Origin of the sequence: Paraburkholderia silviterrae, assembly GCF_004353915.1 — a bacterium.
Classification (GTDB): Bacteria; Pseudomonadota; Gammaproteobacteria; order Burkholderiales; family Burkholderiaceae; genus Paraburkholderia; species Paraburkholderia silviterrae.
Genome location: NZ_SMRP01000004.1, coordinates 343,344 through 361,675 on the forward strand (window position 1 = coordinate 343,344; position 18,332 = coordinate 361,675).

Sequence of the window (18,332 nt, forward strand, 5' to 3'; positions counted from 1 at the left end):
ATTTATCATTTGAACCGTAACAATCGGGTTGTTCGATTCGTTGATGCAACTTTATTGCAGCGCACTTCGAAGATAAATATCGGGATGCGGCAAACATCATTACCAAAATGAAGACAATTGCGGCTGGATTGGATACGGGATCGAATTGTTGGATGCACGCGCTCACGCGCGTGCGTCGCGTGCCCAGCGGTGAGGCAAAATAGTGCGCATGAGACCGCGCGCGGCGCGGTTCTCACGACTTATGCAATCCCGCCAACCATCGAGGAGATATCCCATGAAAAACGCGCTCGGCCGTCAGGCCGTGATTGCCGCCGCGCTGGCGGGGCTTGCGACGGCAGGCATCGCGCACGCCGACGACACCGTGAACTGCTATGGCGTCGCCAAGGCTGGTCACAACGATTGCGCGAGCAAGACCGGCGTGCACGACTGCGCCGGCGAGGCCAAGGTCGACGGCGACAAGGGCGACTTCAAGGCCATGCCGAAGGGAACCTGCGAAAAGCTCGGCGGCACGCCGGAAAAGTAAGCCACGGCAAGAGCGGCGCAATGAGCAGCGAAACGCGTGGCGCAGCACGGCTCGATGCGAGCCTCAACACGACCGCTGCCGCTGGCATGCTCGCGACGTCCACACGATGATGCAAACCCCATCGCGCACCATTCCGGCACAAGGCGTTGGCATCGGTCTGCGTCACGCGCACTATGGCGCGTTCATGCAGGCGCCACCGTCGGTCGGCTGGGTCGAAGTCCATAGCGAAAACTATTTCGGCGATGGCGGCTACGACCTGCACGTGCTCGAAACGGTGCGCCGCGATCTGCCGGTGAGTCTGCACGGCGTAGGCCTCGGGCTCGGCTCGGCGGCACCGCTCGACGAGGCGCATCTCGCGCGTCTGAAGCGGCTCGTGGAGCGCATCGAACCCGCGCTCGTCTCCGAGCATCTGTGCTGGGGAGCGACGCCTCACGCCGCACTTCACGATCTCTTGCCGATGCCGCTCACGCAGGCGTCGCTCGATCATTTATGCGAGCGCGTCGCGCAGATGCAGAACACGCTGCGCCAGCGCGTGCTGATCGAAAACGTCTCCACGTACGTGCGCTTTCGCGACGATACCTACTGCGAAACGGCCTTCCTCGCGGAGCTTGCGCGCCGCACGGGCTGTGGCGTGCTGCTCGACGTGAACAATCTGTACGTGAACCAATGCAATCACGGTGAGGACGCGCTAGAGGCAATGGCCGCGTTGCCGCGCGAGGCGGTGGGCGAGCTGCATCTCGCGGGGCATCGCGTGACGACGGCGGCGGTGATCGACGATCACGGCTCGCGCGTCGCGCCTGAAGTCTGGGCGCTCTACGAGGCCGCGCTGCGCCGTTTCGGCCCGGTGCCCACGCTGATCGAATGGGACACCGCCGTGCCGCCGCTCGATGTGCTTCTCGACGAAGCGAGGCTCGCCCGCGAGCGCATGACACGCATCGCGCACGATCCGCTTGCGAGTGTGCAGGTGCACACATGAGCGCGAGTGAAACGCTGACGTCGCTGCAGATGGCCTTTGCAGCAGCGCTCGACGATCCGGCCGCTGATGCCGCGCTCGTCGCCCACCTTCGGCCCGCCGCCCCAAACGCTGCCTTGCAGGAGCGTCTTGGCCTCTATCGCGGCAACGTGCGCTCGACACGGCGCGCTGCGCTTGCGAGCGCATATCCGGTGCTCGCGGCGCTCGTCGGCGATGCTTACTTCGATGCGCTCTCGCGCGACTATGCGAGCGCGCATCCTTCACGCGACGCCGATCTGAATCGCTTCGGCGCGGCCTTGCCGGCCTTCATCGAGCGCTATGAGACCGATGCGCGCTATGCGTGTTTCGGCGATGTCGCGCGTCTCGAATGGGCGTTGCACGTGGCCGCTTTCGCTGCCAATGCCGAGCCGCTTGGCGCGGCGCAGTGGCAGGCAATCGGCGCGGAGCGTCTCATGTCGGCGCGGCTCGCCGTGCATCCGGCGTGTGCCGCGCTCGCCTCGCGCTACGCGGCGCTCGCGATCTGGCGCGCGCATCAGTACGACGATCAAAGCCTCGACGACACAAGCCGCAACGCATGGCCCGAACACATCGATACGCCGGGTTGGACGCTCGTCGTGCGTCCGCGCTGGCGTCCCGCTGCGCTGGCGCACACACATGCCGCGCACGAGGCGTTCGTGGCGCTCCAGCGCGGCGCGACGCTCGATGACGCGCTCGAATGCGCGTTCGCCATCGACGAGGCGTTCGACTTCGGGAGCCAATGGCGCACGTGGATCGAGGCGGGCGCGATTGTCGGCTTGCGTGAGGACTGAAACGTTCACGCGCCGCTCACACCCATTGAGACAGCAACTTGAGCGCAATCAAATATTACCCGGGTGATATTGCGTCCTGTAATTTACCCGGGTAGTATTCGCTCCGTGAATCGACACAGGAGCAAGACATGACATCGACGAATGAGCTCATGCCGCAAGGCGCGGGCGTTACGGCTTTTGCCGGCACGCGGCTGATCGCGCGCGGCGCGCCGCTCGACGTGGCGCTGGCGGTGAAGGCGGCACTGGAGGGCGGCGAGAGTGCATCGGTACTGGTGTTCGACGACCGCGACGCGAGGCCGGTGGAATTCGATCTGCGCGGCAGGCCCGCAGATGTGGCCGCGCGCCTTGCCGCCGACGCGGCATGGCAATCCCAGACCGAAGACAGCGCACAGGTACAGCCGGATGAGCCCGGCGCAGATGCTCCGCGCGGCCGCGGCCGGCCCAGGCTCGGTGTGGTGGCGCGCGAGGTCACGCTGCTGCCGCGGCATTGGGACTGGCTGGCGGAGCAGCCCGGCGGCGCATCGGTGGTGCTGCGCCGGCTCGTGGATAGCGCGCGTCATGCGAGCGAGTCGAAGGACCGTGTGCGGGCGTCGCGTGAAGCGGTGCATCGTTTCATGACCGCGATGGCGGGCAACCTGCCGGGCTATGAGGAAGCGCTGCGCGCGCTGTATGCGGGCGAGCGCGCGCGCTTCGAGGCGTGGAGCGTGGACTGGCCTGAGGACGTGCGCGACTATGTGCGGGAGTTGGCGCAAGGCGCGTTCGCTTGAGGCCGCAGCCTGCCGGCGCGGCGTCACTATGAGTCGCGCCGGTTCCAGGAAAAACAACGTAGAAAAATACCCGGGCAAAAAAAAGCCGCTCAAGCCACAGGGGCATGAGCGGGAAGTCGGAGAGTTTACATTTACAACCTCTGCATGAACTGTCATGGGGTCACGCAGTAAGTTCAGTCTAAGTGCAGGGTCTCTCCGTCGCTATAGGAGAAGTCCGAAACTCCCGTCCGGCGGGGCTTTGCGTCAGGGCAATCGCATGAAGCTCAAAGGCCAAGGATCTTTTCGCGGTACGGATCGCTGGCGCTGGCTTTGAGCCTTCGATTCTTCAGTCCGGCCTTTGTGGTCGAGTCGCGTTTGAGCAGATTCAGCGCCATGCGGCGCAGGATTGCAAAGTTCTGCGCCGCGTTTTCAACCCGTACGCGGCATTGATCTTCGCCGAAGGCCACATCGAGCACCCAGTGCAGGCTGTTCTCAATGTGCCAGTGCGAACGTACTGCATGAGCCACGCGTGCCGCCCGGGCTGGCAGGCTGCTGATGTAGTAGCGCCGCTGGGTCGACACGCTCGCACCGCATTCACGTGTGGCCTCGATCATCACCACTGTGCGCAGCCCCGGCCAGCGGCCGGTGACCTTGCCCGGCCACGCGCGGCTGATGTCCTGCACCACACAGCGGCGCGTCTCGATGCGCCCGTGGTCCTTGTCACACTCCCGGTACTCGTCGAACGTGCCTGCATGCAGTTGCGGCCAGCGCTCCAGTGCCGCGAAGACGCCACGTACCAGTGCGCCCAGCGCACGCTGATTGTCCTTGACGGCCAGTACGTAGTCGGCCTGTGCGTCGACAATTCTCTGTGCGATCTGCGTCTGGCAGCCCATCGCGTCGATCGTGACGATGGCGCCCTTGAGCAGCAGCGCATCAAGCAGTGCGGGAATGGCCGTGATTTCGTTGCTGTGACCGGCCGTGCGCTGCTGTCCCAGCACCACGCCCAGGCCGCAGCCATATGCCGATACCAGGTGGATCGCCCGCGCGCCGTCATGATGCGAGCCGCGTACTGTCTTGCCGTCGATGGCCACCACCTGATCGTGCAGCGCCGGGCACAGCGGGGCCACCCAGCGCATGAAGCAGGCCTCGAATTCTCGGGCATCGAGTGCGGCAAACACGCGCCCAAACGTGTCGTGAGAAGGCACGCCGCTGGCCAGTGGCACATAGCGGCGCAGCCAGTCGAGTTTCGCTTCGGCCCACAGCTGGATGGCGACCCAGCTATCGGCGCCTGAGAGAATCGCGCACAACGCCACCAACAGCATTTCCTGCAGGTGGTGCGCGGGTGTGCGGCTGCGTGGATCGCGCAAATCGCCAAAGGCTTCCTCGATGCTCAGCACTTCATGCATGACGTCGTTTCCGGGGAAAAACCCGAGTAAACGCGTCATGCGGCGGGTTTGCAAACTTTGTGTCATACCCTTTTACATTTCATGCGATTGCCCTGGGCTTTGCGTGCCATGGCCGGCATGCGCCCCGCACGCGCGGCGCGCTGTTTCGTCCGGCACACAGGCGCGCACGTCCGCCTTGCCACGTCGTTTGCGGCTCCGTACACTCGCGCGTGATTTCTCCCCCACAAAAGACAAAACCAGACCACGCCGGCAGCCGATGCAGTCACCGGTGCATCACGGTCAACAATGGCACAAGAGGAGCCCCCTATGTCCGATTCCTGGTTTCCCCGCTGGCGCGTGCAAGCGAGCGGCGCGCAGAACGTCGTCGCGCCCGACGAGCGCCTGCCCTGGCCGCAGATGTTCGCAATGGGCGTGCAGCACGTCGTCGCCATGTTCGGCTCGACGGTCCTCGCGCCGCTGCTCATGGGCTTCGATCCGAACCTGTGCATTTTCATGTCCGGTATCGGCACGCTGCTGTTCTTCGTCCTCGTGGGCGGGCGCGTGCCGAGCTATCTCGGCTCGAGCTTCGCGTTCATCGGCCTCGTGATCGCGGTCACGGGCTACGGCGGCCACGGGCCGAACACCAATATCCCGGTCGCGCTCGGCGGCATCATCGCGTGCGGCGTGGCCTACGCGCTGATCGGCGTGCTCGTTTCGGTCATCGGCACGAACTGGATCGAGACGCTCATGCCGCCCGTCGTGACCGGCGCGATCGTCGCCGTGATCGGCCTGAATCTCGCCCCCACCGCCGTGAAGGGCGTGAGCGCCTCGGAGTTCGATGCGTCGATGGCGCTCGTCACCATCCTCTGCGTGGGCGGCGTGGCCGTCTTCACGCGCGGCATGCTGCAGCGCCTGCTGATTCTCGTGGGCCTCGTGATTGCCTACGTGATCTATGCGATCGTGACCAACGGCATGGGCCTCGGCAAGCCGATCGACTTTGCGATCGTCGCGAACGCCGCCTGGTTCGGCCTGCCCAAGTTCACCGCGCCCGTGTTCGATCCGCACGCGATGACGATGCTCGTGCCCATCGCCGTGATCCTCGTGGCGGAAAACCTCGGCCATATCAAGGCCGTCTCCGCGATGACGGGCCAGAACCTCGACCGCTACATCGGCCGCGCGTTCATCGGCGACGGCCTGGCCACCATCGTCTCGGGCTTCCTCGGCGGCACGGGCGTGACGACCTACGGAGAGAACATCGGCGTGATGGCTGTCACGCGGATCTACTCGACGCTCGTGTTCGCGATCGCCGCGATCATCGCGCTCGTGCTCGGCTTCTCGCCGAAGTTCGGTGCAGTGATCCAGACGATTCCGGGGCCGGTGCTCGGCGGTGTGTCCATCGTCGTGTTCGGTCTCATTGCCGTGACGGGCGCGCGCATCTGGGTCGTGAACAAGGTCGACTTCTCGGATAACCGCAACCTGATCGTGGCCGCCGTCACGCTCGTGCTCGGCGCGGGCGACTTCTCGCTCAAGCTCGGCAATTTTGGGCTCGGCGGCATCGGCACCGCGACTTTCGGCGCGATCATCCTCTACGCGCTGCTGCGCAAGAAGCCGGCGCAGGGAGCGGTGGTTTAAGGTCGGTTGAAGGCGGCGCCTTCGAGCGCCAAAGGCGCGCTGAGCGCCGCGCCCAAACGCGCGTGAGCTCGCGCGCATGAAAAACGCGACGCCTTTTTCGAAAGGGCGTCGCGTTTGTTTTTGCGCGCGCGGCTTCGTGCGTTTTTACGGGCGTTTCTTCGCGAGCGTCTTTGCGCGCGTCTATGTGGGCTTCTTTATGATCTCGCCGCGCCGACACGCCGACACGCCGACACGCCGACACGCCGACACGCCGACACGCCGACACGCCGACCACGCCGACCGCGCCGCGCGCATCGCGGCGTGCTCGCGCGCCTATCCCCGATTGCGCCCGCGCGTAGTCATCGCGGTTTCCGAGAGATCCACTTCGCGCATCAGCTTCACCAGAGTCTCGTCGTTGATCGTCTGCCGGTTGCGCAGGTCGAGCAGCGCCGCGCGTTCGGCGCGCATCGCGGCAAGCCGCATCTGCATTTCGAGCGCCTCCGCCTCGCGCGCGTGCCTGGCGCGGTCGCGGTCGGCGTCAACTGTCGCGAGACGCCTCCGGTAGGTGTCCATCACGCGTGCCGTGACATCGGCGGCGTAGGCGGCCTGCTGTTCGTTCATATCCTCGGTCGCTTTTTCGTGCAGCGCATCCACGGCGCGGATCGCGGCCTGCGCGGCTTGCGCGCGCGCTGCACGTTCCTCGGCGGCGTGCGCCGGATGCGCGCCGCGCTTCACGCCGCGCAGCAGCAGCGGCAGCCCAACGATCGCCACCAGTAGCGAGGCGAGGATCACCCCCGAGGCGATGAAAATGGCGCTGTCGCGTCCCGGCAGCGGCGCGCCGTTATTGAGCGCCACGGGCAACGAGAGCACGCCCGCGAGCGTGACCGCGCCGCGCACGCCGGCCACCGTGGTGATCGCCACGGTGCGCAGGCCCGGCACTGCGTTGGCCACGCCGTGGCGCGCGGCGCTGCGGCTCGCGAACCAGCGCAGCAGCCACACCCAGCCGAAGCGCATCGCGTAGAGCGCCACCAGCACGGCCGCGATATAGCCAATCAGGCGCAGCATCTGCACGTTGCTCGTGTGGTGCGCGTCGAGCAGCGCCTTGCCGAGAATCCCGGGGAATTGCAGGCCGAGCAGCGTGAACACCATGCCGTTGAAGATGAACTCGATCATCGACCACGTGCTGCTCGCGCGCACGCGCGAGGAAACCGGGCCCGTGAGCGCGACGCTCGTGTAGTTCATCATCATCCCCGCGGCCACGGCGGCCAGCACGCCCGAGACTTCGAGATGCTCGGCGATGAGGTAGGCCGCGAACGGAATCAGCAGGGTCATCACGACGCCGGGCGCGGGGTCGCCTTCCGCCGTCACGTTGAGAAAGCGCGCGGACGCGAAGCTGAAGAGCCAGCCGATCGCCGCGCCCACGGCAAGCCCGCCCGCCGCGATCAGGAAGAAGCTGAGCGTGGCTTCGCGCAGTGAGAAGTAGCCCGTGAGCGCGGCGGCCACGGCGAACTTCAGCGCGACGAGGCCGGACGCATCGTTCATCAGCGCTTCGCCTTCGAGGATGTGCATGAGCTGCGCGGGAATCTTGTCCTTGCCGGCGATGGCCGAGAGCGCCACGGCGTCGGTGGGCGAGAGCACGGCGGCGAGCGCGAAGGCCACCGGCAGCGAGATCTGCGGCACGAGCCAGTGCACGAAATAGCCCACGGCCACCACGGTGAGCAGCACGAGGCCGAGCGCGAGCATCAGGATCGAGCGGCGCTGCATGAAGAATTCGCGCTTGGGCATGCGCCAGCCGTCCGCGAACAGCAGCGGCGGAATGAACAGCGCCATGAAGATGTCGGGGTCGAACGTCACGTGCGGATTGATGCGCGGAAACGTGAGCAACGCGCCGATGCCGATCTGCAAAAGCGGCAGCGGCAGCTTGATGGGCAGCAAACGCACGATAACGCCCGAAAGCGCCACGGCCAGGAGCAGAATGAGAACGGTGAAAAGGGTTTCCATCGATGGGGAAGGCGGGGACGCCGTGCGTCCCTTTAATGCGGAAGCGTTGCGAACGGATGCTGAGGTGCCTGGCGAGGCAGGCGGCGGCTGGCGGACAGTTTAGCTTGAGGGCGGCTCTGGACGCCGCGAAGCCGGCAGTGGCGGTGCGTGCCCGGGCGATGCGCGCGTGGTCACGCAGGAACGAGCGAGCGTCATGCACGGTTTTGGTGCGCCCCGAAGTGCTGCATGCCCGTTGAGCGCGCATGCGCGCGGGCGGCGGCGCGGATTTCGATGCGCGCCGGGTCGTGGCGTGCGTGCGCACGGACCTTGCTTGATCGCCACCGGAGGCGCAACGCAGGGACCGCCGGCACGCGAGCCGCGGCGATCAACTTGCGCGAAGAGGAAAGCATGATCACAGAGCAACAGGACAAGACGGCCACGGCGCCGCACGGCTTCGATCTGAGCGTCACGTCGGGGCTGGAGCGCTATAGCGTGCAACATGGCGAGCTCACGCTCACGAGCGTGTTTCAGCCGGTTTTCAGTCTCTCGCACATGCGCGCGATCGGCTATGAGGGCTTCTTGCGCGCGCACGACTCGCTCGACAGGCCCATCTCGCCCATCGACGTGTTCGGCGAAGCCGCGCGCGTGGGCGAGCTGCTCCAGATGGACCGGCTCGCGCAGGCGCTGCATCTGGAAAACTTCGCCTTGCTGGGCGCCGAGCGCGAGTGGCTGTTTCTGAACGTGCATCCGGGCACGCTGATCGAGCCGTATCACGCGGCGGCGCTGCTGGCGAACTTGCTGCGGCTCGATTTGCCGCCGCGGCGTGTCGTGCTGGAAGTGCTCGAAGCCGAGGCGACCGATCTCGACGCACTCGCGCACGCGGTGGCCGAGTTTCGCGAGCGGGGCTTTCTCGTCGCGCTCGATGACTTCGGCGCGGGCCATGTCGATATCGGCCGCGTGTGGCAGTTGAATCCCGACATCGTGAAGCTCGACCGCATCATGCTCTTGCACGCCGCGCATCGCGCCGACATGGCCGCGACGCTGCCCGCGCTCGTCGCGCTGCTGCACGAAGCCGGCAAGCTGGTGCTGATCGAGGGCGTGGAGACGGAGCAGGAGGCCCAGCTCGCGCTCTCGTGCAACGCCGACTTCGTGCAGGGCTTCTTCTTCGCGCGGCCCGCGCCCGGCATCACTGACGCTGTGCATGCGCAGGCTGTGATCGCCGACGCCACGGAGCGTTTTCGTCAGCAGACCGAAGCACGCGAGCGCGGCACGGCGAGCCGTCTCGCGCCCTACGTGCGCGCGTTCGAGCGCGCGGCGGAGCGGCTTGGCGCGGGCGAGTCGCTGGAAGAGGTGTGCTGGAATTTTCTCGCGCTCGATCATGCGGCGCGCTGTTTTTTGCTCGACGCGAACGGACGGCAGGCGGGGCGCAACGTGGTGTTGCGCGTGGACCGCGCCGAGCACGACGCGCGTTTCTTGCCGCTAGACGACGCTCAGGGTGCGAACTGGCTGCGCCGGCCGTACTTTCGCGCGGCGCTGGTGGCGCCCGGGCGCGTGCATGTGAGCGCGCCGTATTTGTCGATCAACGAGGCGTTGCCGTGCGTGACGCTTTCGATGGCGGTGCAGGTGGGCGATCGTTTGTGCGTGTTGTGTGGGGATGTGGACTGGCTGGCGGAGGAGGTGGATTGAGCGCGCTTTGCCGTGTTTTGTATCGATGAAAAAAACGGCGCGAGTGTGAAGCACTCGCGCCGTTTGCTTGCTTGATACTGAAAGCGCCGCTTATTTGGCGACCACCACCGGAATGCCGCGCAATGCGCCCGCGCCCTTGAACGAGGCAAGTGCCTCATTCACCGCCGCGCTCGTCTTCACGTCGATATTCAGGCGCGTGGCGAGTTCGCGCTCGCTGCGTTTGACCGAGGCGAGATTCGCGAGCTTCACGTGGCCGTAGCCGCGCACGCGCTGATACAGGCTCGCGAACTTCGCGAGATCGGCGGCTTTGTCAGCCGTGACACCTGCGAGTGCGGCGCGCAGCGTCGCTTCGTAGTCGTCGGCGAGGGCGCGCTCCATGCGGCGCTCGAGCGTCTTGCCGAACGGATCGAGCCACGTGCCGCGCACGCCGCGTCCCTTCGCGAGCAGTGCGAACCCGGTCCACAGCCACTGGCCGAACTGCATCTTGCGCGGATGCTGGCCGTTCTTCTCACGTGCGATGAGCGGCGGCGCGAGATTGAACTTCACCGTGAAGTCGTTGCCCGCACGGCCTTCGAACTGCGCTTCGAGCGCGGCGCGGAAGGCCGGATCGGCGTGCAGGCGCGCCACTTCGTATTCGTCCTTCACCGCGAGCAGGCGATAGAACGTGTTCGCCACAGCGCGCGCGAGAGCTTGATCGGTGGATTTGTCGGCGCCGCGTGCCGAGTCGACCAGCGCACGATACCGCTTCACATAGCCCGCGCCGCCATAGGCGAGCAGACGCTGCTCGCGGTCGGCGACCAGCTCGTCGAGCGTTTGCGTGAGCTTGCGCACCGTCGCTTTTGCGGCAGCCGCGCGCTGCGTGTCCAGCGCTTCGAGTGCGGCCGCATCGGCGGCGGCGAGGCGTCCGATCGAGAACGCGAGCAGATTCGCCTGCACGGCCACGTTGTTCAGCTCGATCGCCCGCGTGAGCGCCGCGAGCGAAACGGGCACGAGGCCGAGCTGCCACGCGAAGCCGAGCATCACGATGTTCGCGCCGATGGTGTCTCCCAGGAAGCGTTGCGCGAGGGCTTGCGCATCGCAGGCCGCAAGCGGATCTTGCGCAAGCGTGGCGCCGCCCGTCGCCGCATGGCGCATCTTCGCGAGCAGCGCATCGGCGTGCAGGTTCGCTTCGGGGTTCTGCACGAACGTCGCGTTCGGAATCTCATGCGTGTTCACGACGATGCGCGTGCGGTCGTGGCGCACGGTCTGCAGCGCGTCGGCGCTCGCGCCCACCACCATGTCGCAGGCGAGCAGCAGGTCGGCCTGCTGGGTGTCGATGCGCACCTGGTTGAGCAGCGCATCGGTCGCGGCAAAACGCACGAACGACAGCACCGAGCCGCCCTTCTGCGCGAAGCCCATGAAATCGAGCACGGACGCGCTCTTGCCTTCCAGATGCGCGGCCATGCTGATGAGCGCGCCCACCGTCACCACGCCCGTGCCGCCCACGCCGGTCACGAGGATGTCGTAGGGCGCGTTGTCCAGATGCGTGGCCGGAAGGGGCAACGCATTCACGCGCGCGGCGAGCGCCTGCGGATCGAACGCGGCGCCCGCCGCCTTCTTGAGCTTGCCGCCTTCGATGGTCACGAAGCTCGGGCAGAAGCCGTTCACGCACGAATAGTCCTTGTTGCACGACGACTGGTCGATGCGGCGCTTGCGGCCCAGCTCCGTTTCCACGGGCTCGACCGAGAGGCAGTTCGACTGCACGCCGCAATCGCCGCAGCCTTCGCAGACTTCCTCGTTGATAAAGAGGCGCTTGTCCGGGTCGGGGAATTCGCCTTTCTTGCGGCGGCGGCGCTTCTCGGCGGCGCAGGTCTGGTCGTAGATCAGCACGGTCACGCCCGGCGTTTCGCGCAGCTCGCGCTGCACGGTGTCGAGCTCGTCGCGGTGATGGAACGTCGTGCCCTTCGGGAACAGGCCGTGATGGCCGTCGTACTTCTCGGGCTCGTCGCTCACCACCACGAAGCGCGAGACGCCCTCGGCTTCCACCTGGCGCGCGATCTGCGGCACGGAGATGCTGCCGTCCACGGGCTGGCCGCCCGTCATCGCCACGGCGTCGTTGTAGAGGATCTTGTAGGTGATGTTGGCCTTCGCGGCCACGGCCTGGCGGATCGCAAGGATGCCTGAATGAAAGTAGGTGCCGTCGCCGAGATTCTGGAACACGTGCGGCATTTTCGTGAACATCGAGTGCGCGGCCCAGTCCACGCCTTCGCCGCCCATCTGGATGAGGCCGGTGGTGTCGCGCTCCATCCACGAAGCCATGAAGTGGCAGCCGATGCCGGCCTGCGCAATCGAGCCTTCGGGCACTTTCGTCGAGGTATTGTGCGGGCAGCCCGAGCAGAAGTAGGGCGTGCGCTTCACGGCGTCTGCGACGTTCGAAAGAATCTGCGGTGCGACGAGGTCGACCACGCGCTCGCGGCGGTCGAGCGCCGGCTTGTGCTTTGCGAGCCACGCGGCGAACACGGGAAGGATGCGCGAGGGACGCAGCTCGCCCAGCTCGGAGAGCAGCAGCGTGCCGTCCTCGGCGTGCTTGCCGACGATGCTCGGGCGCGCGCCTTCCTTGCGGTTGTAGAGATGGTCCTTGATCTGCTGCTCGATCACAGGGCCTTTCTCTTCGATCACGAGCACGTCGGTCAGGCCCGAGACGAAGGCGTCGAGGCGCGACATCTCCAGCGGGAACGAAAGCCCCACCTTGTAGATGCGCACACCGGCGCGATCGAGGTCCTCGACCGTGAGATCGAGGCGGCGCAGCGTTTCCATCAGGTCCAGATGCGCCTTGCCGCAGGTGACGATGCCCACGTTCGCGTGCGGGCTCGGCGCGATCCACTTGTCGATGCTGTTCGCGCGCGCGAAGTGGCGCACGGCGTCGAGCTTGGCCGCGAGGCGCTGCTCGATCGCGAGGCTCGGCAGATCGGGCCAGCGGTTGTGCAGGCCGCCCGTGGGCGGTGTAAAGCCTGCCGGTGCCTGCCAGTCCGTTTTCAGCGCATCGAGATCGACGGTCGAGCCCGACTCCACTGTCTCCGAAATCGCCTTGTAGCCCACCCAGGCGCCCGAGTAGCGCGAGAGCGCCCAGCCGTACAGCCCGAATTCGAGCATGTCCGCAATGTTCGAAGGATTCACGATGGGCATGTGCCACGCCATCAACGCGAAGTCGCTCTGATGCGGCATCGACGACGACACGCAGCCGTGATCGTCGCCCGCCACCACGAGCACGCCGCCGTGCGGCGACGAGCCGTAGGCGTTGCCGTGCTTGAGCGCGTCGCCGGCGCGGTCGACGCCGGGGCCCTTGCCGTACCACATCGCGAACACGCCTTCGACGGTGCGCTCCGGGTCCGCTTCCACGCGCTGCGTGCCGAGCACGGCGGTGCCGCCCAGCTCCTCGTTGATGGCAGGCAAAAAGCGCACGTCGGCGGCTTCGAGCAGCTTCTTGGCCTTCCAGGCCTGCTGGTCGACCATGCCGAGCGGCGAGCCGCGATAGCCGCTGATGAAGCCCGCCGTGTTCAGCCCATGCACGCGATCGAGCGCGCGCTGCATCAGCGGCAGGCGGATGAGCGCCTGGGTGCCGGTGAGGAAGATGCGGCCGCGCGTGGCGGTGAGATTGTCGGTGAGCTTGTAATCAGCGAGAGGCGGCGTGGAAGCCGTGTCGCCGAACGCGGGGCGCGCGGTCATGAGGAGTCTCCATTTATTGCTGTCGTACGCCCTGGGTGGAGGGCGGCGAGGAAGACTCTATTTTTTCGCGCCAATGACGGAAATATTTTGCTAACTGACCGGGCGCGGGTGCGATTCGCGCGACAGGCTGCCCGTGGCGGGCAAATTTTGAGAAAGATCTCCCTGGCGGGCTTTGGACGACCCGCGAAACCGGCCGGAGTCAGATCACGTGCGGGCCGTACGGCTTGGTGTCGTCGAATGGCGTGACGTCGTGAAAGTGCGAGTAGTCCATGACGCTCACGCCGTCCACCTCGCTAATCAGATCGACGTAGCGGTACTGCCAGCGGATCTGCGCGTCCGACCAGATGTGGCGCGCCTGCATGGTTTGCGCGGTCGACTCGTCCGAGCCTTCGATCACGACGTGCAGCGCCGCGGTCTGGCGCGCAAGCGATTCGGCCGTGGCGCCGAACAGCGGGCTCGATTCGTCGATGATGTGCATGAGGTTCCAGCCGAGCGTGAAGAGCGGATGCTCCGAGCGCACGAGCTTGAGGTCATAGATGCGCCGTGCGGTGTAGCCGTCCGAGGAGGTCTCGACGCGGATCAGGCGCAGCTTCGCCTGCGCTTCGGCGATCACGTTCTGGCGCGCGTTGGCGGCGCGCACCATCAGTGTCATGCGGCCTTCGATCGGATGCACGACCACCTGGTTGGCGAACAGGATCTTCGCGCGCGGTCGCGAGAAGCGCGCGAACACGAGCCCCGTGGCCAATGCGACGCCCGACATGCCGACGAAGATCTCGAGCGTCGCGACGAGGTGGGCATAGATCGTTTGTGGATGCATGTCGCCGTAGCCGACCGTGGCGAGCGTCTCGACGCTGAAGAAGAACGCGCCGAGGAAGCCGTGCGGGTACTGGTTGGCAATGGGCGCCGTGCCAAGTTGATAGAGGCACGCGAAGATGCCGTTGAGCACGATGAAGAGGCCGGCGAGCGAGGCGAAGAACGTGGGCCAGCGCATCGTGAGCGCGAAGTGATAGAAGTCGCGCCAGGTCTGCACGGGCATGCCGTAGACCAGAATCTTCCGCGAGCCGAATTCCAGCTTGCGCGGGCTGCCGTGATGGGCTTCGGGCTCGCGTGCGGGGGCGGTGGATGCCGCCTTGGTGGAGGCCGCAGCGGTGGAGGCCGCCGCGGTGGAAACCGGTGGGCACAGCGCGTCGGTCGAGGTTTCTTCGGGTTGCTCATCCGCTCCTTTGGCAGGCGGCGCGTGCACTGCGGAGGCGTCTTGCGCGGCCGGCCCGTTGGCATTCTCGTATGCGTTGCGCTCCGGCATTTCGGGTGTCATGGTGGTCGCTTCTTCGGGGATGGGGGGCGAAATGAGGAGCCAAGCGTAGCAATCCCCGAGAAACCGGACAAGCGCGCACCCGCGCAGCGGCCCTGCGCGGGATCAAGCGAGCACTCGGAGGCGGGCGGTGCGCCCGCGCCGGTCATGGAAACGCGTGCGGCTTCGGAATGCCCGCGCCGTGCTCAATGTCGGCGATGGCCTGGCGGTGCGCGGCGTCGACGGCTACAGCGGGCGCCTCGAAGCCCTTGTTGCCGCCAATCGTGACCCACTGCTGCACGGGCTTGTCGCGATGCGTGATCTGATATTCGGCGTCCCAGCGCGCGCCCTGCAGTTCGAGCGGATGCACGTGGATGGCGTAGACGCCATAGAGAAAGAGCTGTTCGGCCATGTTCATCTCCTGTCGACCAGAGTGGGGGCAACCCACTTAGTCTGGTCCCATGCACAGCAGCCGGTCGGGGCCCGTTACGGGTATGAACAGGCCCCGGGTCAAACCCGTTCGTGCGCGAGCGCCGACCCATTGCGGGGGCGCGCCCGAAGCGGGCCTTCGAGGACGGGATCGCCGCCCCTGGCGGTTCGCGCTTGCCTCGCTTGCACCTTACAGTTCGAGCTCGCCAAGGATGCGGTGCGCGAGCGCCTTGGCTTCTTCCAGAGCTTCTTCGGGGGTCCCCGAGGCGCCGTCCACTTCGTAGACCGCGTTCTCGAGTTCCTCGCCGTCGTCGCGCGCCAGGGAGACCAGGCCCTGGTACTGGCCGGCGTTCATGGGTCGCACGGTGGCGACTGCCGTGTAGATCCCCTTGGTGTAGGTGACGTCGTCCATAGCGGGCTCCTCGTGGAAGGAAATTCCATGCTAGCACGTTGACCAGACCCCTGCGGGGCATGCATGTGACGCTGACGCGGCGCTTTCATGTCAGCCGTGCGCCGCGCATCGGACGCGGCGCAGGTGCCGGCATTACCGTCGTTGCAAGGCGCAGGCGCAGGCGCAGGCGCAGGCGCAGGCGCACGCGCGGGCGAGCGCGCTAGTCCGCGAGCAGTGCGACGACTTCGTCGAGCGTGGGCGAATGCGCGCCGGGCCGGCGGCATGCCGCGGCGCCGGCCGCAAGCGCGAACGCCAGATGCTGACGCCAGTCGCGCTGGGGCGCGCTCATCAGGCTAAAGAGCAATCCGCCGATGGACGCATCGCCCGCACCCACCGTGTCGGCGACTTCGACGCGCGGCGGGGCCGCCTCGATCACCGCGTCGCCGGCGTAGAGCGTCGCCGCTTGCGCGCCGCGCGTGACGAGCAGCGTGGCGGCAGGGTTCAGCTCTCGCAAGGCTGCGATGGCCTCCCCTTCGCTTTTATCGGCGAACAGCATGCGCAGGTCTTCGTCGGACACCTTGATGAGATCGGCGAGCGCAGCCATGCGGCGCAGGATCGGCTCGTAGCCGTGCGCCATCAGATTGCGGTAGTTCGGGTCGAAGCTGATCTGCACGCCCGCCGCGCGCAATTCGGCCGCGAGTGTCGCGAGCGTTTCGCCGAGCGGCTGGCGCACGAGGCTGATGCAGCCGAAGTGCGCCCACTTCGCGTGCGCGCGCCAGCCCTCGGGCAGCTTCGCCGGATCGAAGGCGAGGTCGGCGCTGTTATCGCCGATGAAGTAGTACGCGGGCGGATGCGTCTGGTGCACGATCGCGAGCAGCGGCGCGCGCTCGACGCGCTGCATGAAGCGCATGTCGAGGCCGGCGGCGACGCTCGCGTTCCAGAGCTCGTCGGAGAAGTTGTCGGTGCCGAGCGCGCCCGCGCACGCCGTGGGCAGGCCGAGGCGCGCCACCGCGCGCGCCACGTTCCAGCCCGCGCCGCCAGGATGCGCGCGCCAGTGCGAGTCCATGCCCGGCGCGGCCGATGCGTGCGCCGTGCCTTCGGGCGCGGGGCCGCGCACGAGATCGGTGAGGATGTCGCCCGCCGAAATGAACGCGGGGAAGCCGGACGAGAAGTCGGGGCCAGTGCTGCAGGTGCTCATCGCTTGTTCCTTCGCCTGTTGCGTCGCTGTTACGTCGGGGTTGCTTCGAGTTTGCGTCGAGGTTGCTTCGATCTTGCGCCGTGATGCTTTCAGTCGCTTACGCGCGGCCGTCGGTGCCGTTCGCCTGCGCGAAGGCCGTCTCGCGTCCCGCCGCTTGCCCCGTCTTTGGCCCGATGATCGGCGCCATGCCGCGGCCCGGCAAGGCGTTCAGGACTTCGTAGCATGCGCCCATCGTGTGGTAATCGGTCTTGCCCGCTGGGCTTTTCTCGTCGCTGTACTTGCGGTTGTCGCAGGTGAGGATGCGATACCACGCGCCGTAGCGATGATCGACGAAGTGCGCCCAGCTGTAGCGCCAAAGCTCGTCGTACCAGTCCCAGAAGCGCTCGTTGCCGGTGCGTTTCGCGAGCAGCGCGGCGGTCGCGAAAGTCTCGGCCTGCACCCAGAAGTACTTGTCGTGGTCGCACACCGTGCCGTCCGGGCCGAAGCCGTAATAGAGCCCGCCGTGATCGTCGTCCCATGCGTGCGCCATGGCCGCGTCGAACAACTCGGTCGCGCGCGGCAGCAGCCACGGCAATGGGCGATGGCGCTCGAGGATCATGAGCAGCTTTGCCCATTCGGTCTGGTGCCCCGGCTGGAAGCCCCACGGACGGAAGATGTTCGAGCTGTCCTCTTCGTTGTAGTGCCAGTCGACCGACCAGTCGGCGTGAAAGTGCTCCCACACGAGGCCTTGCGAGAGCTTCGCCTGGCGCAGCGTGACGTTCGACGCGACGCGCTCCGCGCGGTCGAGATAGACGAGGTGGCCGGTCGCCTCATAGGCGGCGAGCAGCGCCTCGGTGGTATGCATGTTCGCGTTCTGGCCGCGATAGCTCGACACGAGCCAGTCCGCGCTGGCTTCGTCGGCGTAGAGGCCCGCCGCGCCGTCCCAGAAGCGATGCTCCATCAGCTCGAAGGTGGCGGCGATCATCGGCCGGGCTTCTTCGATGCCCGCCATCGCCGCGTGCGCGTAGGCGAGCAGCACGAACGCGAGGCCGTAGCAGTGGCGCGTGGCGTCGAGCGTGTGCTTCTTGCCGTCGCGCCATTCGAGCTCCCAGTCGTAGCCTTCGTGATGCGGATCCCAATGCGCCTCGCGCAGGAACTGCAGGCCGTGGCGCGCGTACTCCAGGTACGACGGGTCGCCGAATTCGCGGTACGCCATCGCGTAGTTGAAGACGAAGCGGCAACTGCTCACGAGGTGGCGCGAGTGGGCGTTGTAGATCGAGCCGTCGTCGCGGAAGTAATGGAAGAAGCCGCCCGAGCGGTCGAGCACGTTGGGTGCGTAGAAGCGCAGCGTGTCCTCGACATGGCCGAGCAGGAACGCACGGTCACGAAAGCTCGCGACCGCGGGCGCCGTGGCGCCCGCTTGCCCGCTTGCGTGGGGCGCCTCGTCCTGCTGGTTCTGTTTGGCCTCGTGGGAGGCGACGGCGTTTGAAGGCTTCGTCATGGCTTTCTCGTCTTGGCTTGGCGTGACTGACTAGGCTTGGTGGGGCTTCAGCAGCGCTGCGTGGGCTTTGTCGGCGCTCGGCGCGGCGCGCAACGGCGTGCTCATGGCAACCGATGCGGTAGCTG

14 protein-coding genes are annotated in these 18,332 nt (G+C 66.6%); 6 read left to right on the plus strand and 8 right to left on the minus strand.

Features of this window, described 5'->3' with window-relative positions:
- Positions 1–274: 274 nt before the first annotated feature.
- The 4 genes from EYW47_RS11870 (at position 275) to EYW47_RS11885 (ending at position 3,072) form a co-directional block, all read left to right on the plus strand.
- Positions 275–523, plus strand: a complete 249-nt coding sequence (locus EYW47_RS11870; protein WP_133195032.1) for a BufA1 family periplasmic bufferin-type metallophore — start codon at positions 275–277, stop codon at positions 521–523.
- A gap of 106 nt (positions 524–629) precedes the next feature.
- Positions 630–1,499: an MNIO family bufferin maturase gene (bufB, locus tag EYW47_RS11875; RefSeq protein WP_240763648.1), complete on the plus strand. Its 870-nt coding sequence runs from the start codon at positions 630–632 to the stop codon at positions 1,497–1,499.
- Entirely contained in the window at positions 1,496–2,305 is an 810-nt protein-coding gene (locus EYW47_RS11880) for an HvfC/BufC N-terminal domain-containing protein (protein ID WP_240763649.1), read from the plus strand. Before bufB ends, EYW47_RS11880 begins: the two co-directional genes overlap by 4 nt.
- A gap of 128 nt (positions 2,306–2,433) precedes the next feature.
- Positions 2,434–3,072, plus strand: coding sequence for a DUF2239 family protein (locus tag EYW47_RS11885; protein WP_205710057.1), 639 nt, complete (start codon positions 2,434–2,436; stop codon positions 3,070–3,072).
- Between the two features lie 263 nt (positions 3,073–3,335).
- Here EYW47_RS11885 and EYW47_RS11890 read toward each other — a convergent pair whose 3' ends face one another.
- Positions 3,336–4,457, minus strand: a complete 1,122-nt coding sequence (locus tag EYW47_RS11890) for an ISAs1 family transposase (protein ID WP_133195128.1) — start codon at positions 4,455–4,457, stop codon at positions 3,336–3,338.
- Between the two features lie 306 nt (positions 4,458–4,763).
- On the opposite strand from EYW47_RS11890, the gene EYW47_RS11895 reads away from it, so the two are divergent.
- Positions 4,764–6,068, plus strand: a complete 1,305-nt coding sequence (locus EYW47_RS11895; RefSeq protein WP_133195033.1) for a solute carrier family 23 protein — start codon at positions 4,764–4,766, stop codon at positions 6,066–6,068.
- Between the two features lie 312 nt (positions 6,069–6,380).
- Here the strand turns inward: EYW47_RS11895 and EYW47_RS11900 are convergent, their stop codons facing one another.
- Positions 6,381–8,048: a Na+/H+ antiporter gene (locus tag EYW47_RS11900; protein ID WP_133195034.1), complete on the minus strand. Its 1,668-nt coding sequence runs from the start codon at positions 8,046–8,048 to the stop codon at positions 6,381–6,383.
- 387 nt (positions 8,049–8,435) lie between these two features.
- Between EYW47_RS11900 and EYW47_RS11905 the strand changes: the two genes are divergently transcribed.
- Positions 8,436–9,713: a sensor domain-containing phosphodiesterase gene (locus tag EYW47_RS11905; RefSeq protein ID WP_133195035.1), complete on the plus strand. Its 1,278-nt coding sequence runs from the start codon at positions 8,436–8,438 to the stop codon at positions 9,711–9,713.
- A gap of 90 nt (positions 9,714–9,803) precedes the next feature.
- Here the strand turns inward: EYW47_RS11905 and EYW47_RS11910 are convergent, their stop codons facing one another.
- The 6 genes from EYW47_RS11910 to EYW47_RS11935 all read right to left on the minus strand — a co-directional run bounded on the left by EYW47_RS11910 (position 9,804) and on the right by EYW47_RS11935 (position 18,207).
- Positions 9,804–13,418, minus strand: coding sequence for an indolepyruvate ferredoxin oxidoreductase family protein (locus EYW47_RS11910; RefSeq protein ID WP_133195036.1), 3,615 nt, complete (start codon positions 13,416–13,418; stop codon positions 9,804–9,806).
- A 199-nt stretch (positions 13,419–13,617) separates the two neighbouring features.
- Positions 13,618–14,733, minus strand: a complete 1,116-nt coding sequence (locus EYW47_RS11915; protein WP_240763650.1) for an ion channel — start codon at positions 14,731–14,733, stop codon at positions 13,618–13,620.
- Between the two features lie 142 nt (positions 14,734–14,875).
- Complete coding sequence (locus EYW47_RS11920; protein WP_133195037.1) at positions 14,876–15,121, minus strand: hypothetical protein; 246 nt, start codon at positions 15,119–15,121, stop codon at positions 14,876–14,878.
- 207 nt (positions 15,122–15,328) lie between these two features.
- Entirely contained in the window at positions 15,329–15,550 is a 222-nt protein-coding gene (locus tag EYW47_RS11925) for a hypothetical protein (RefSeq protein WP_133195038.1), read from the minus strand.
- 199 nt (positions 15,551–15,749) lie between these two features.
- Positions 15,750–16,727, minus strand: a complete 978-nt coding sequence (locus EYW47_RS11930; protein WP_133195039.1) for a carbohydrate kinase family protein — start codon at positions 16,725–16,727, stop codon at positions 15,750–15,752.
- A gap of 97 nt (positions 16,728–16,824) precedes the next feature.
- Positions 16,825–18,207: an AGE family epimerase/isomerase gene (locus tag EYW47_RS11935; RefSeq protein ID WP_240763651.1), complete on the minus strand. Its 1,383-nt coding sequence runs from the start codon at positions 18,205–18,207 to the stop codon at positions 16,825–16,827.
- Between the last annotated feature and the right edge of the window lie 125 nt (positions 18,208–18,332).